The sequence below is a fragment of the Fluviicola sp. genome (assembly GCF_029266855.1).
In the GTDB taxonomy this organism is placed as follows: domain Bacteria; phylum Bacteroidota; class Bacteroidia; order Flavobacteriales_D; family Crocinitomicaceae; genus Fluviicola.
In genome coordinates this window covers 319,258-333,924 of sequence record NZ_JAQSWB010000001.1, presented here as the reverse complement: position 1 = coordinate 333,924, position 14,667 = coordinate 319,258, and the positions used below count along the sequence as shown (strand labels likewise).

Here is a 14,667-nt window from a genome sequence, read left to right as displayed (position 1 = left end):
ACGGGACAAATCGCTTTTCTAAACCGGGCCATTCTATTCAACAGCAATTTGAACTTTCCTTTTCCATCGCCGGGGTATTACAGCCACAACCGCTTTCACCTTCGGCTTTTTTTTCTTCGTCCAGTTTACAGCACGCATTTTCATTGTTCACAGGTGTCCCACCACAGCAAGCTGTTGTTGCATTTTCACTTTTTACGGGTTTCGTAATTTTTGATTTTTCCAGGATCTGAATTGTTTGTGTTTCCATGTTAATTTGATTTACTGTTTGTATGTATGATAGCTAAAGTGAGAAAAAGACGCAGCTTTATTTCGTTTTGTAATAATAACGGATAAGCGAAACAGCATACACCAGGAACAAGGCAATGAAATAAGGTTGTAAATCAGAAACTGATAGTAATGCTGCTCCCGCAAAAGCTCCTGCAGCTGTACCGATGTCTCTCCATGTTGCGTTATCAGAAATTTCTTTAATCAGCAGGTTATTCGCACTTATTGCTCCTCCTGTGCATATCGAAGCATTCATCGCGCTAAATGTAAATGCTACAACGATTCCTATTACATCTGCTCCAAAGAGGATCAGGACAAGAGAAACAGAGGTTAAAATACTAATATTAAAAAATAGTTTTTGAAATCCCCATTTATCTGCCAACCAACCTGCCAGCGGCGAAAAGATCACGAAAGAAATTCTGCGATAGCTCAATAAAAAACCGGTAAGGACCAAGCCTTCCCACGAGAGAAAAACTCTATTGTGCGTAATCTTTCCTACAAGAACCACTAAAACACCTTCTGTAATAAATGCATTAGAAAGTGTTAGCAGGTTGAATGGCGAAGGGGAAGAAAGTTTCAATTCCTTCTTTGTAACGGCCCTGGTTTTGATGTCGGATAAAAACAAGACCATTGTTCCACCAGCTAAACCCACTAAACCAAAAACAAAAAAAGTAATTCCCCGTCCGAAAGATTCAAGTAATAAGGGGCCAACCACAAGAGCGACCACAGGTCCCAATTCAATTAGCCCCCTGCTCAAACCCAGAGCCATTCCTCTTTTTGGATATTCCAGGGCATAAAGCGTACTTCCCAATCTTAACGTAGAAAAGCAAATCCCCCATAATACCCGTGTCAAAATCCAAAGTGGTATGGCACTCATCCAGCCGTAGGAAAAAGTAGCGAATGATGCAGCTATGACCGCGGTAAATGTCGCCATTTTGATTCCTCTGCTGCTCAAAAACCTGGCTACCCGGGCATTCATAAACAACCGGGTAAGCCGGTTCACAGATAGAACAGCACCAACTGCAAACGGTGTGATTCCTGCTTCCTGAAAATGTGTCGGCAGCCACGCATACAAAAATGCATCCCCCATATTGGCAATCGCAAGGATAGCAGCTGAGAGAAATACATTCCGGAAAACTGTCTGCCGGTTATCCACAACAGGCGGCAGTTTCCTCAGCTTGTGAATCATTGCTTACACTACAGCACGTATTTTGAGTTCCTCCTTTACCTGTATTACACACACCTGTTTCGGGCAAGTCCAGTTCTACTATCCTTGCAGCCTCGATATCTCCTGCAAGTGCAGCTGCAATCGAACGGACCTGTTCGTAGCCTGTAGCCATTAAAAATGTCGGTGCTCTTCCATAACTCTTACTGCCCGCTATGTAGAAATCTTTTTCGGGATGCTGCAATTCCAATTCTCCGTGTGGCCGCACTGATCCGCAGCTATGGATGTTCGGATCTATCAGGTCAGCCAATACTTCAACCGACTCCACCGATGGACTGATGCCCAGGCGTATTTCTCTAAGGAATGAAAAATCTGGACGTGAACCTGTGTTTGCGATAATTTCGTCGATTCCTGGTAGTTGCGCTATCTTACCAAACTGCTCGCCAATCAATGACAATTGACTGCTTATCCTTTTTATTCCGGTAATTTGAAAAGGTGTATACACATTGATCCTTTCTTCGTTTACCAATGCTTCTATTTTAATCCCTAACGCACCTCTTGCTTCTAAGGCATCGTCTTCTTTCCCTCCATATACATCACTGATGCTTTGTTTACGAAGTATCCAATTAATTTCGGTTTGCGGGAATTCCTGTTTTAATTTTTCCAATTCCAAAATGGTGTTGATCGCAGAGTGTCCTGCTCCAACCACTGCTATTTTTTTGTTCGCATAACGCATTTTGGATTTTCCCAATACATCGGGAATGCCATAGTAGATGTATTCCGAATTTTCCATCTCACCTGCAGCAAACATTCCGCCGGAACCAACAGGATTGGGTGAAAGCCAAGAGCCAGAGGTATCTATCACTGCCCGGGCTTCAATACTGTTTATTGTCCCGCTTTGTTCTACACGCAGCAGAAAAGGTGTGTTCCAGCGATCTTTATCCTTCATTTTATCCATTGCTTTTCGACCTACTGCTATCACCCTGCTTTGTGTATGAATAAAGGATTTTAACTGTGGTAAATTTGCAAGCGGCTTCAAATACAGCTTGATAAATTCTTGTCCACTGTGTATTTTGTCTTCATCCGGCATTTGCCAACCGGTTTCCAGTAAAAACTCTTTGGCTACTTTGTCAACGTTATATTTCCAGGGAGAAAATACGTTTACGTGCTCCCATGATGCCACGCTACTGCCAACATCTTTTCCGGCTTCAAAAAGTATGAACGGAATGTTTCTTTTGGCTAAATGAACTGCTGCTGCCATTCCTACGGGGCCTGCACCGATCACGGCTACCGGTAAATTTGATTTTGTCTTCATTGCTTTTGTATTTATCAGCTTACTAATTTGTACTGTCATAAAAAGGAGGTTTCCATTTTCATCAGCTTTGATAGTATCACCGTTTGTGGCTGAAAAAGACGCAAAAAAAAAGCGGATCTTTCGACCCGCTTCACAGCTTTACTCACAACCTGATTCGCAACATTCTTCAGGATTGACCACAGGGCAACATTCTGTTTTGTCACAGCATTCGGTCTGAGGTTTTTTAGCATTGCCTTGCGGCTGATTCATTCCTGCGTATAAAGCAAGAGATGAACCAATAGCTGCCAGGGCAACAATTACTGTTTTTCTCATATGTCAAACGATTGATACATTGCGGTCACTATTAACCGTAATCGTAAGACATTGGTTTTATAAAATAGACGCAATAAAATTTAAGAGCACCCGCAGGAGTCGTTTTCAGTGTTGATTATGTTACCGTACACATCGCTCTTGTATGAGCAGCATTCCAGGAGCAGTTTTTTGAGTTTTTCCTTTCCGCGCTGAACTCTCGATTTTGCTCCCGAGTAAGAAATACCCAGCTTTTCTGCTAATTCCTTTTGGGAAATATCCTGTATTTCTGAAATGAGCAGGGCTTCGCGATAATGTTGAGGAAGTTTGTCAATAAAGGGTTTGATACAGCATTCTGCAACTGTCGTATTTAAGTCCCTGGATTCGTCTTCTGTAAACACTTCCGCCTCACCGGATGAATCCAAAACAGTTTTTTGCTTCTTAAAATAGTCGTAAACCGTATTTCTTACAATACCGTATAAATAAAGTCGCAGGTTTTCGGACTGATTGACCTTATCCAGGTTATGAATGATTTTAATAAAAACATCTTGTAAAATATCGTCTGTATCAGCAGAATTACGTGTTTTATTTTGAATAAATGCTTTCAATTCCCGGCTAAATTCGGCCCAAATAGTTGTTATGTCTTTCGTCATTTCCGTATGTAAAGTTACTTGTCCAACTGTAAGACGTCGGGTATTCTAAAAAGACGCAGTTGCAGGATAGCCTGATTGTATTTCAGTTTGTACTGCTTCAATTGAAATTACCCTCAAATTTTAGCAGTTCGGTATATGGATCTCCTTTCAGACCTAGTGCTAGTCCAAATGCCGGTTCTGTCTTGTGTCCCTGCTGTTTAAGTTCAATAATCTGTTGCCTGAATTTCTCACCGTATTGATTTAACAAGTTATATTCAATTATCAGATGTCTGTAGGCAAATTGTTGTTTTGTTGGAATGCTTTGTCCGAAAATTTCAATTTCAAAACCGTCCACAACAAAATTGGCAACAATAGCTAAGCTTTCTGAGTTTTGTTGCTCCCTGATAGTGATTTGTTTTTCGTTCCCGAAACTGTCAGTGATTGTTTTAATGAAGTCTTGTTTGTCTTCGAAACAGCAGATAATATCAAGGTCGCTGCTCTCTATGTCAATGTTAATTGGGATTGTCCCGACAAGAATAGGGTCAAAACGCTTGAGTTTTGACAAAATTTGATGGTTCGTCAATGCAGAATACGCTTGCCGTTGCCGCTTGTTGCCATCCCGCAAATATTCTATGTTGTCAAAATTCATATTACTGCTTGCTTTTCATCGTATTGGTCGCGTTCTTCATTCTTGTAAAAATACTTTTTTTGTCAATGATACTCAAGCAAAAAGCGACCTGCCCGCCGTGGTGGACAAATCGCTTTCAATTCTTATTCTATTTAAATCCGCTTCGTGAATTTTTATCTCCCGCTATGACTTGTTATCGGAAGCAATGCTTCCTCTTACTCAATAAACCAAACCACAGTCACTATTTCCTGTAATTCCACTTCCTGCGGCGCAAAGCTGAGATCCGCACCATCAGCGGCCATTTCCGTATTTGCAAACATCCGCATGTCTGATTTGTAATACATTGGTCCCGGAGCATCGCTGCTTCCGTAAAGGATCGCTTTCACACCGCCCATCTTCACACCGGCAGCTGAAGTCAGGTTGGATGCTTTCTTACGTGCGTCTGTTACCGCTTTTGCCTGAAGTTCTGCTTCTGTCTTATCGCGCAATGCATCGGAGATATAAAAACCGATATTGAAATCAACCGGATCTTTTGCTTCCGAGAAACGTGCAACTATTTTTTGTAAAGTCGTTTGGTTGTACCCGAATTTCACTGTCAGGTTTTGGGAAACCACATACCCGCTGTCTTTTGGTCCGTTTTCACGATAAATCCTGTTTTTTGATGCGGAGAAATTGGTTGTTTTCACATCCGATTCCTGGAAACCAAGCTGCTTGAGTATTTTTAAATAGCTCTGAGTCTGATCACCGATTGCTTTAGTTGCGTCCCCCATGTTCATTTTGATTGATGAAACATGAATGTTCAGCTCCGTCATATCCGGAGTAACAAAAACTTTAGCTGTTCCGTTTACCGTAACTGTAGCTTTTGAAGTCTGCTGGTCTGTCTGCCCGAATAGGGTTCCTGATGCAAGAACCAATAATAAAAGAAGCTTTTTCATGATCGATGTGTTTGTTTAATTATGTATGGTGCATGAAGCAAGAGTTGTGCCAATTCGGATTAAAGATCACAACTTGGAACCAGAATAATTGTATCCTATTCATTTTCAGGATAAATTAAAAAGTGATTACGATTGTTACTTAATGACAAGACTTGTTCCTTTCTTAGCAGATTATTTAATCATTGGAAAAAGGCTTTGTTCTCTCTTCAAATTGTTCGAGTTAACCCTCCGAGTAAGAGAATTTCGCCAAAAATCACTTATGTCTAGAAGGTAACAACTTATCTTTATACTCTGACCTTCTTTATCAATTAGCTCAAACCAACTATAATCCCACCAAGGGAATTTCGAACCTGAAGGACTTTCATGAAGAATTACTGTATTAATGTCAAATGAATTTAATATGGTTTCTTTATCACCGTCAATAAACGAGATGCTATTATACCTTACTATCAACAATTTATCACTCGTATGTTTCAGATAATTAAGATGCAAAATAATACCGGGAATTGAAAGAGTGGAAAAAATTAGGTTTAATAAGATCAAAGTGATAATTGTACCCTCATTATAAATGATCAAAAAAGAAAGACACGCTTGTACCGCTAAACAAATCCAAACGCTAATAGACTTGAGAAGAACCCTGTTAAACTTGAATTTATAGATACTTTCTTTCATAGCGCAAAACTAAAAAAAGCGATCTGTTTATGACAGATCACTTTTCAACATCAAAATTTAATAGTTTTAAGAAATAGATGCCTGGACGATCTGTTCAATGTTCAATTTTTTCATTGACATGAATGCCTGTGCTGCTTTACCGGCTTTAGCAGGATCACTCATGATTTTTCCAAGCATCGTCGGAATGATTTGCCACGACACGCCAAATTTATCTTTCAGCCAGCCGCACATACTTTCTGCTCCGCTTTCAGTCAATTTGCTCCAATAATAATCGATCTCTTCCTGTGTTTCACAATAGATTGTAAAAGACACTCCTTCCGTAAAGGTAAATTGGTGCTCAGCAGCGCTCTCCATCAGCATCATTTTCTGACCGTCAATTGCAATTTGTGCATGCTTTACCATTCCTTCCTTATCCGGCGATTCATTTGCCCCGTAGCGAAGTATTCCATCTACGCTAACCTGTTTGAAAACGGAGGTATAATGAGCAATTGCTTCATCTACCCGACCGTATTGCTTACCTGTAAATGTCAGGCACGGAGTGATTTTCTGTCCCGTATCACTTATTTTACCCAGAGCCAACTGCCATGAAACACCGAACTTGTCTGTAATCCAGCCGTATTTCTCACTCCAGGGATAGTTATCCAATGGCATGAGTATCTTGCCTTCTTCCCTGAAAGCATTCCAAATACGGTTGAGTTCCTCTTCATTTTCACAGATATAAAAAAAGGAGATCGAAGAATTTGGCTGATACATCGGTCCGCCGTCCAAAAGAACGAATCGGTATCCGGATACTTCGATCTCAGTAACTATTGGAGATTGTGCCGTGATTTTCGAGTTTTCGAAAACGGAGCAATACAAGTCAGCGGCTTCTTTCGCTCCCAATTTTTCGGGATCAAACCAAAGACAGGGTGTAATTTGTTTCATCATATTGAATCTTATTTAATTAGTTATAACAAATGTATCGGAGGCCATCCTGGAAAAATAGAATAAAACCGACACTACTCTTTTTTGTTCTTCAAGCCCGTTTTCAGGTAATCCTTCGGGGTAATTTGAGTAAACTCCCTGAAAGAACGGATAAAATGACTTTGATCTGCGAAGTCATTGTCATAAGCCACTTCGGATATTTTATTAAATTGTTTTTCCCGAAGCTGCCCGAATGATTGTTGGAACTGGCAGATCCGTCTATAATGTGTCGGGCTTATTCCTACATATTTCTTAAAGATCCGTTGAAAAGCTCGTTCATTGAGATTTAATGTTTTAAGCAGTTCAGCTATGATTTCTTTCCCCGGATTCGTCATCATCTGATCGGTGGCATATTGAATGATTCTGCACGTTTGCTGGTTAGTATGAAGTTGCTGCAGGAGTAAATTGTCCAGTATTTCTATTTTTCGCGATGTCTCTACCGCATCGGCTATCTGAGTTTTCAGTGCCAAATTTATTTGAGGATTCCAGGTGCCGAGATCAAGCTGTTTTTCGGATAATTTATCGGCAGAAATGTTGAATAAACAACTTAGAACAAAGGGTCTGAAGAAATAAGCGATGATGGTGCTTTGCTCATTTACTTTCCAAATGTCAGACGGAGCTTTACCATAGAGACTCAATTGATGGATCTCTTCATGACCCGCATTACTCTTTCCTGTTTTGCAGAAAAGTAAGGTCATGCCATTGGTAAAAACAGGAAGTTTATTCGAATCTGGTGTGGAAAAACCCTCTATGATCAGAATGGTTCTTACATATTCCGTTAATTGTTCATGAGGTATTTCATAGCGGTGTTGCATCCTGTTCTACTAATGATCTTGCTATTAAATGTAGTTCAAAAACTTTTAAAAGTCTTTACTTTTTCGTGTGTAAGTTCGGTTAACTCATCAGCTACGCATCTAAATTTCCAATTCCGAATTGACACTACCATGGCTCATATGAACAAACAGATTATTTATTTAGTAATTCGTTTAATTTTCTGAAAAGAACCATTGTGGCATCAAACCTGTTTTTGACATCTGCAATTTGAGGAACATTGCTGTTTTTAGGACTTTTTATTTTATTGAAATTCTTCAATTGACTATTGTACTGTGTAAGATGTTCTTTTGCGGTAATTTTTAATGCGTCTTTATCTTCCACTACCCCTTTACCAATAGAATCTTTCAAGAAAGTTTCTATTGGTGTCAATGTGGTTTCTATTTGGGGTAGTTCTGCTAGAGTAAGTATCTTGTTCCAGAAGTCTGTAGATTTTCCTTTGACCGTTTCGAGCAGGGTATTGAAATTCTTTAATTCATCAACCTTTGGAATTTTACTGGTTTCGAAATCTTCAAACCATATAGCAATTTCCTGTAATCCATTGTGTAAATCCGGTCCTACCACTTCCTTAAGATTAGCGACATCCGGTGGTGGTTGGTTGGCAATTAGATCTAATTGCGTATCCAACTCTGAATTTATTGCCCGTAGTGCGATATGCTTTTTAGGCATTTCATCTCTCACCTTATCCTGTTCTTCAGTAGATAGCGAAAATAGCCCTTTATTTATTTTCAGGTCAGGGATGGTTGCTATTGTTCCCCCACCGTTTTGGTATTTGTCATCAAGCTTAAATTGAAAGTGAAAGGTGGCTTTACTTTTAGTTGTATCTATTTGAATTTTGTAGTAGGAAGGCTTGTGATAGCCTAGTGCCATGGTTGGCGTTTGATTGTCCAGATTATCAATAAATTCTTGTTCTGTGATTGTTTCCACCTTAGCATAAAATGGTACATCTCCCTTTACAATACCATTAGGCCCCGGTTTTACCAGTATTTCTTTATCTGCAACGGCCAGATCCACGGCTTTCACCTTATCTTTGTTTTTTGAATCATCAGGATTAAGTACTCTTTTGGCATTTTCTGCTGTCGATAGGTCCAAATGCGCAGACTTCTTAAAAATACCGGCTACAACACCGATTCTTTTTTTACCTGCATATTTATCACCTATATTATCCTGGGTGTATGATTTTTCTTGTTTTAAAAAGCCATTCTCATCGGTGGAAACCCCAAGAGATTGGTTGTCCTTATCTACGGGTTTATGTGCGTATTTTCCGGCACTAATACCTAATCCATTCGCTTCGAATGACAAGTATGGTGAATCCGGATCATCATTTACAATATGGTTTACTTCGGAAGCCCCTCCATCGGGGTTTTGAACGGTGAAAACGGAGGGTTTATTAACATCATCTCTATTAGCCACATTGTTAGCACTCATTCCACGGTAAATGAGTTTGCTGGTTAAATCGATTCTATTTGGGTCTTCTGATGAAGATTCGGCAGCAGTTCCCTCAACGGTCGGGGCTATGGATTTGGCTTTATCCTTAAATAATTCTTTAAATAAATACTTCTGATAATCTGTGCGCTCAACTTTTGTTTCACCCGACCTTAAACGTTCATCATCTCTACAGCTAACAATGTCTGCTTTTTTTACATATATGACCCGTTGTAAAACCTGATTATTCCCGGAAACTGGAATCCGTTTAAGTTGTAAAGAGGTGCTAGAATCAAATTGCAATGCTTTTGCTCCCATTACATCTGCTTCAGTTTCCAAACCGGCATCATCGTTAATAGCGACTTCACTCTTCATTTGTAAGGTTGGTCTTACTATGCCTTGTTTCTGTTGCACCACGTGCCATGCTTCATGAGGAAGATGTTTTTCTTGTCCGGGGCCTAAATGAATGTCGGAACCTTGCGCATAAGCATGTGCCTGTAATTGAGCTGGTTTACCCGAGTTATAATGAACCTTTACATCATCCATGGAATAACCGGAAAGGTTTTCTACACCGGATTTTAAATTATCCGGTAAACCTGTGTTGTTTTCCTTTTTCTGAATCGGGTGTTGATTTTGAGCGGAATTATTACTTGCTATTTCCTGTAATTGAGCTATATGTTTTACTTGTGAACTATTGTTCGCTATCTCTTGTAATTTGCGTTGAGTTGTTGCTTCAGGCCTATTATCTAAAAATTGAAGCGTATGCTTACCACCTCGTTCCTTTTGAGAAATTTCATTTATTTCTGAAGGTCTTTTTTCCGGTTGTGGTTTTTCAGTACGAATAGTCATCGGTTATATGTCGGAATAGTGCAGTTTAATTCTCTTTTATAAAGAATTTATTGGACTAATATACGATTATTTAATCCTGATCTATCCGCTAGCAACAAAAAAGCAGAGAACAAGTCTCTGCTTCAAATTTCAAAACTGTTGTTTTTGATTCCGATAATTCGGAATTTGCATTTATCCCGATTACTATTAGGATTGAATGCTTCTTAGTTCCCACTTCTCCAAATCCTCCTCCGGGTAATCTCCCAGTGTATTCCAGATTTCAACGCGCTCAATGATCCCGTTTTTGAAATGGACGGATGTTTCCGCCCGGATATTCAGTTCCTCATTGATTAATTCAAATTTGGACAATTCCGGTTCCGATTCACCAAAAGTTTCGTGCAGCTGCGTATCTGTTAACCAAAATTCCTTTGCTTCTTTTCGGTACTCAATGAAGATCAAAAGCCCTGAATCGGTATGCTCATACTCTACTTCTTCCAGGTGTTCGAGCTGTTTGGTAATTTGCCCTTCGTACTTTTCCCCTTGCAGAGTTGCCGTAATGATATCTAATGTGAGGTTTGATTCTATCATGTGTTTGCTTTTTGAGAATAATCTCTTCTTTTTTGTTGCAAAGATAGTTGCTTTGGTCATCTATCGGTGAATTTTACAGTTAAAGCAGACCGGATCGTTAAATTGCTTAACTTAGCACCGCTTTTATTCAAGCACTTTTAATTACATCTGATCAAACCTGGATTATGAAAAAAATCAACTTACTTTTTCTTTTATTATTGTCCTTTTCAATGGCTCACGCCCAAGCTCCTGTAGATTTTTATCTAACAGCATCTTATGGCTCAGAGCACAACTTGGGGGGCATTGTTAAAACGGATGGTCAGGGAAATAATCACCAAATAAAACCAATCAAGAAATATAAGGAACGTGCTTCAATCAACGCAAACCCTATTGAACCTGTAACCGGTTTACTTTATGGGATGACTTCATTAGGAGGGGATTACGACCATGGGCTGATTTGGGAATACGATATCAACACAAAGGCTTATGAGATCAGACATTCATTCGATAGTTTGAATGGCAAATGTCCAAGTGGCTCCCTTGTTTTAGCTTCAAACGGAAAATTGTACGGAATGACAAAAAATGGGGGCACAAACGATAAAGGTGTCATCTTCCAGTACGATCTTTCCACACACGACATCGTAAAGTTGTTCGATTTTGGTTCTGCAAATGGCGAAGAACCGAAAGGAAGTTTAATTCAGGGTACTGATGGAAAATTGTACGGAATGACCAGTTTAGGCGGATCAAACTCCAAAGGGGTGATTTTTAATTACGATATTTCAACAGGTACCTTTTCTAAGTTGATGGATTTCGACGGTGCAAATAACGGTGCAACCCCACAAGGGGATTTGTTCCAGGCTTCTAACGGTATTATGTATGCATTTGCACGAACGGGTGGTGCTTCCAATTACGGAGTGATGTTTTCATTTGACCCTGTAACTTCCACATACACGAAAATCATGGATTTGGTTTATGCAACAGCAGTGCCGGAAGGGTCATTTATTCAGTCGAGCACAGACGGAAAATTATACGGACTTGCCAGAAACCGATTGATCAAATACGATATTTCAAATGGAACAATGGAGTTAATCACTTCTTCTTCCGAATTGAGAGGAACACCGGTACAAAATGCTTTCGGAGAAATCCAATTTTATTCCAGCGCTGTAACCGGCAACATGTATCAAACCGGTTCTATCTGTAAATACACCACATTTATTCAGGTAATGGCGTATTTTGCCAGTGGAATCGGGCAAACGAATGACGGTTGTGGATCGTACCTTTGTAACAGCTTATTATTAGCATCCGACAATCGATTATACGGAATTACCAGGATGGATTCGGATTACCACGGCGGTGCATTATTCTCTTATCAGGGATATGGAACTCAGTTAAGACCTGAAGTCAAATTCAGTGTTCAATCTCAAGTAGGTAGTTCTACATCTGATCTGGTGCAAGTAGATCGTAAACTCTACGGAATTGGAAGCGGAGGAAAATATAATGACGGCACAATCTACCGGTATGACATTGATACCGACAGCCTCGAGGTCATGGTAGACTTCAATATCTGGACTTCTTTTGTAAATACGGGAATGAATTCGCTTGACAAAAGCTTTGTACTTCATCCTAACGGAAAATTATATACTACTTATTACCAGGGAAGCAACGGTACGGGATTTATCCTGGAATACGTTCCCGGTGCCAACACGTATACCAATGTGTACAATTTTGAAACCAACACGAACACCATGGTTAGTACCGATGTCGAATTAACAGTGGGAGACGATGGGCTGATTTACGGAATTGGAAATCACGGCGGTGCAAATGATTACGGAAAGTTGTTCAGTTTCGATGTTACAACCGGAACGTACACCCTATTGCACAGTTTCACAGATTATGACGCATTTCCCAACAAGCATGCAGTAACACAAGCTTCAAACGGAAAATTATACGGGATAACTCCAGGTGACGTTAATGGTGATGACGGATACATTTATTCTTTTGATCTAACAAACAATACCTTTGAAGAAATCTATCAACTAAATTTAGTTAGCTATGCAATGGGACCATTCGTTGAGGGACCCAACGGATATTTATACGCAAGCTTCCGCAGCGGTGGACAAAACAGTGACGGAGCAATTATTTCTTTAAATCCGGCAACGAACGATATTCAAATCGTTTTCGAATTCGAAGATGCTGTTAGCGGATCAGATCCTGCAAAAGTTTTCATGGGAACAAACGGAAAAATTTATGGATTCTCAAGTAATTATGATTTACGTCTTTTCGAAATCGATCCGGCAACCGGGCAATATGAGTCGGTACATAACTACTATCCAAATAATGAATTAGGGCTTCATAATTACTATGGCTATACTTCCGTTTGTCACGATATTTTTGTAACATCTGCAGTTGATTCAGCTCAGGCCTGTCTACTAACAACTTTTGATTACACTGCCACCGCAACCGGAGACTCACTTTCATACCAATGGATGAAAGATACAACGATTCTTTCTGCTCAAACAGAAATGACTTTGTCGATTCCCAATGTTTCTTTATCCGATTCCGGTACTTACTATTGCATTGTCTCGAATGGTTGTCGTGAGGTAATTAGTGATTCTTTAATCCTCACAATTTTACCCCTTCCTATCATTGATGCAGGTTTGGATCAGCATATTTGTAATGATTCACTAACGACCTTAACAGCAGCCGGAACTCCCGCTTCTTATACCTGGAATGCTGGAATTACTGATGGAAATGCCTTTGCTGTAACTGAAAATGAAACATACGTAGTAACAGGTACAGATATAATGGGATGTACGAATACAGATACCGTTCACGTTGCAATAACTCCTGTTGTACATGCAGGAGCCGACACAATCGTTTGTTACCTGACGCCCGCAACGTTCTTCGGTTCAGGAGATGCTGTGAGTTATGTTTGGAACGATACCATTGATGATGGCGAACCATTTATTATTACTGCTGAACAGCAAGTCGTTGTGAAGGGTTTCAATGCAGCCGGGTGTTTTTACACAGATACATTGACAGTTTTCATTGATACCTGCCAGGTAATATGGCCGGGAGATGTAGACAACAATTTTGAAGTTGACCTAAACGATTTCTTTAATATCGGATTAAATTACGGCCAGGTTGGTTCCCCAAGAAATACTGTTAGCAACTTATGGGAAGCACAAGCTGCACCATTCTGGGATTCAATAATCAACGCAGGAACTGCTATTGGTCTGAATATGGCATATGCGGATTGTAATGGTGACGGAATGGTGGATGCTGCCGATACACTTGCTGTTTATACTAATTTCGGACAAGTCCATGCAGGAAAACCCATTCACGAGGATCCTCAAAACCTGGATGTAGAAGCAAGCATTTATTTTAGTTCTTCCGCAAATGAGTTTGGTGCCAATCAATTTGTAACGATTGATATCTTAGCCGGAACAGCAGCACAATCTCTTGACGTGTACGGAATTGGTTTCAACCTGAATTATACAGCAAGCGGAATTGTTCCGGGGAGTCTGCAAATTCGCATGAATGATGCAACATGGATTGGAACTGTTAACAGCGACGCAATTCGTTTGGGAGTTTCTCCTGCAAATGACGAAAATTACAGTTTAGCTTTATGCAGAACAAATCATTTAAATGTTTCAGGATTTGGAGTCATCGGACAAGTTAGCTTCCTTACTACCAACCTGCCGGGAAGCATCAGCTTAACTGTTTCAAATGCTGTTTCAATAGATGCTGGTGGTACCTTAGAAGATTTAGAAGCAGAAAATTACACGGCGACGATTGATCCGATGCTTTCTGTTTCCAATTTAGTAGAAGAATTGAATTTAGTTGTTTACCCAAATCCGTCGAAAGGAATTTTCCAAATTTCAGGTTTACAGCCTGAAAGAGGTTATACCATCATATTAAGGGATATGACCGGTAAAAAAGTACAGGACGAACTGAAGATTTCAAATCAAACTGTGGCTCAATTCAATACCATTATTTCATCCGGAAGTTATTTACTTGAAATTAGCTCCGGAAATGGGGTTTACCGTAAGCAGATAAGCGTAGTGGGTCAATAAAAAGTAAAAGGCGAATTTATCAAGTCCAGAAAATTAGTTCATACCTTGATAAATTCGCCTTCGACCATTCCTTTAAGA

Annotated in this window: 12 protein-coding genes; 1 reads left to right on the top strand and 11 read right to left on the bottom strand. The window is 39.9% G+C overall.

What is annotated here, in order from left to right:
• Nucleotides 1-37 precede the first annotated feature (37 nt).
• The 11 genes from K0S23_RS01450 to K0S23_RS01400 all read right to left on the bottom strand — a co-directional run bounded on the left by K0S23_RS01450 (nucleotide 38) and on the right by K0S23_RS01400 (nucleotide 10,534).
• On the bottom strand, nucleotides 38-247 hold the full coding sequence (locus K0S23_RS01450; RefSeq protein WP_300353261.1) for a hypothetical protein: 210 nt from the start codon (nucleotides 245-247) through the stop codon (nucleotides 38-40).
• Nucleotides 248-304: 57 nt separating this feature from the next.
• The gene (locus K0S23_RS01445) at nucleotides 305-1,420 is read right to left on the bottom strand and encodes an MFS transporter (RefSeq protein WP_300353258.1); all 1,116 of its coding nucleotides are present in this window, start codon (nucleotides 1,418-1,420) and stop codon (nucleotides 305-307) included.
• Nucleotides 1,413-2,783, bottom strand: coding sequence for an FAD-dependent oxidoreductase (locus K0S23_RS01440; protein ID WP_300353255.1), 1,371 nt, complete (start codon nucleotides 2,781-2,783; stop codon nucleotides 1,413-1,415). Before K0S23_RS01440 ends, K0S23_RS01445 begins: the two co-directional genes overlap by 8 nt.
• A gap of 99 nt (nucleotides 2,784-2,882) precedes the next feature.
• Nucleotides 2,883-3,056 (bottom strand): hypothetical protein, encoded by a 174-nt coding sequence (locus tag K0S23_RS01435; protein ID WP_300353251.1) that lies wholly within the window; start codon nucleotides 3,054-3,056, stop codon nucleotides 2,883-2,885.
• A gap of 80 nt (nucleotides 3,057-3,136) precedes the next feature.
• Entirely contained in the window at nucleotides 3,137-3,685 is a 549-nt protein-coding gene (gene sigZ, locus K0S23_RS01430; protein WP_300353248.1) for an RNA polymerase sigma factor SigZ, read from the bottom strand.
• Between the two features lie 97 nt (nucleotides 3,686-3,782).
• Nucleotides 3,783-4,313 carry a DUF4269 domain-containing protein gene (locus K0S23_RS01425; RefSeq protein WP_300353245.1) on the bottom strand — a complete coding sequence of 177 codons (531 nt, stop codon included), beginning with the start codon at nucleotides 4,311-4,313 and terminating at the stop codon, nucleotides 3,783-3,785.
• A 194-nt stretch (nucleotides 4,314-4,507) separates the two neighbouring features.
• The gene (locus tag K0S23_RS01420) at nucleotides 4,508-5,227 is read right to left on the bottom strand and encodes an SIMPL domain-containing protein (RefSeq protein ID WP_300353242.1); all 720 of its coding nucleotides are present in this window, start codon (nucleotides 5,225-5,227) and stop codon (nucleotides 4,508-4,510) included.
• 738 nt (nucleotides 5,228-5,965) lie between these two features.
• The gene (locus K0S23_RS01415; RefSeq protein ID WP_300353240.1) at nucleotides 5,966-6,826 is read right to left on the bottom strand and encodes a VOC family protein; all 861 of its coding nucleotides are present in this window, start codon (nucleotides 6,824-6,826) and stop codon (nucleotides 5,966-5,968) included.
• Nucleotides 6,827-6,897: 71 nt separating this feature from the next.
• Complete coding sequence (locus K0S23_RS01410; RefSeq protein WP_300353237.1) at nucleotides 6,898-7,677, bottom strand: AraC family transcriptional regulator; 780 nt, start codon at nucleotides 7,675-7,677, stop codon at nucleotides 6,898-6,900.
• Nucleotides 7,678-7,828: 151 nt separating this feature from the next.
• Nucleotides 7,829-9,967 (bottom strand): DUF4157 domain-containing protein, encoded by a 2,139-nt coding sequence (locus K0S23_RS01405; protein ID WP_300353235.1) that lies wholly within the window; start codon nucleotides 9,965-9,967, stop codon nucleotides 7,829-7,831.
• A 186-nt stretch (nucleotides 9,968-10,153) separates the two neighbouring features.
• Complete coding sequence (locus K0S23_RS01400; protein ID WP_300353232.1) at nucleotides 10,154-10,534, bottom strand: hypothetical protein; 381 nt, start codon at nucleotides 10,532-10,534, stop codon at nucleotides 10,154-10,156.
• 164 nt (nucleotides 10,535-10,698) lie between these two features.
• Here K0S23_RS01400 and K0S23_RS01395 point away from each other — a divergent pair, with 164 nt between their 5' ends.
• Complete coding sequence (locus K0S23_RS01395; RefSeq protein ID WP_300353229.1) at nucleotides 10,699-14,589, top strand: choice-of-anchor tandem repeat GloVer-containing protein; 3,891 nt, start codon at nucleotides 10,699-10,701, stop codon at nucleotides 14,587-14,589.
• Nucleotides 14,590-14,667 lie beyond the last annotated feature (78 nt).

Bases quoted from the DNA above. Each gene is read 5' to 3' on its own strand.
- K0S23_RS01440 (WP_300353255.1), bottom strand. From the start codon at position 2,783: ATGACAGTACAAATTAGTAAGCTGATAAATACAAAAGCAATGAAGACA.
- K0S23_RS01410 (WP_300353237.1), bottom strand. From the start codon at position 7,677: ATGCAACACCGCTATGAAATACCTCATGAACAATTAACGGAATATGTA.
- K0S23_RS01435 (WP_300353251.1), bottom strand. From the start codon at position 3,056: ATGAGAAAAACAGTAATTGTTGCCCTGGCAGCTATTGGTTCATCTCTT.
- sigZ (WP_300353248.1), bottom strand. From the start codon at position 3,685: ATGACGAAAGACATAACAACTATTTGGGCCGAATTTAGCCGGGAATTG.
- K0S23_RS01400 (WP_300353232.1), bottom strand. From the start codon at position 10,534: ATGATAGAATCAAACCTCACATTAGATATCATTACGGCAACTCTGCAA.
- K0S23_RS01420 (WP_300353242.1), bottom strand. From the start codon at position 5,227: ATGAAAAAGCTTCTTTTATTATTGGTTCTTGCATCAGGAACCCTATTC.
- K0S23_RS01395 (WP_300353229.1), top strand. From the start codon at position 10,699: ATGAAAAAAATCAACTTACTTTTTCTTTTATTATTGTCCTTTTCAATG.
- K0S23_RS01415 (WP_300353240.1), bottom strand. From the start codon at position 6,826: ATGATGAAACAAATTACACCCTGTCTTTGGTTTGATCCCGAAAAATTG.
- K0S23_RS01450 (WP_300353261.1), bottom strand. From the start codon at position 247: ATGGAAACACAAACAATTCAGATCCTGGAAAAATCAAAAATTACGAAA.
- K0S23_RS01425 (WP_300353245.1), bottom strand. From the start codon at position 4,313: ATGAATTTTGACAACATAGAATATTTGCGGGATGGCAACAAGCGGCAA.
- K0S23_RS01405 (WP_300353235.1), bottom strand. From the start codon at position 9,967: ATGACTATTCGTACTGAAAAACCACAACCGGAAAAAAGACCTTCAGAA.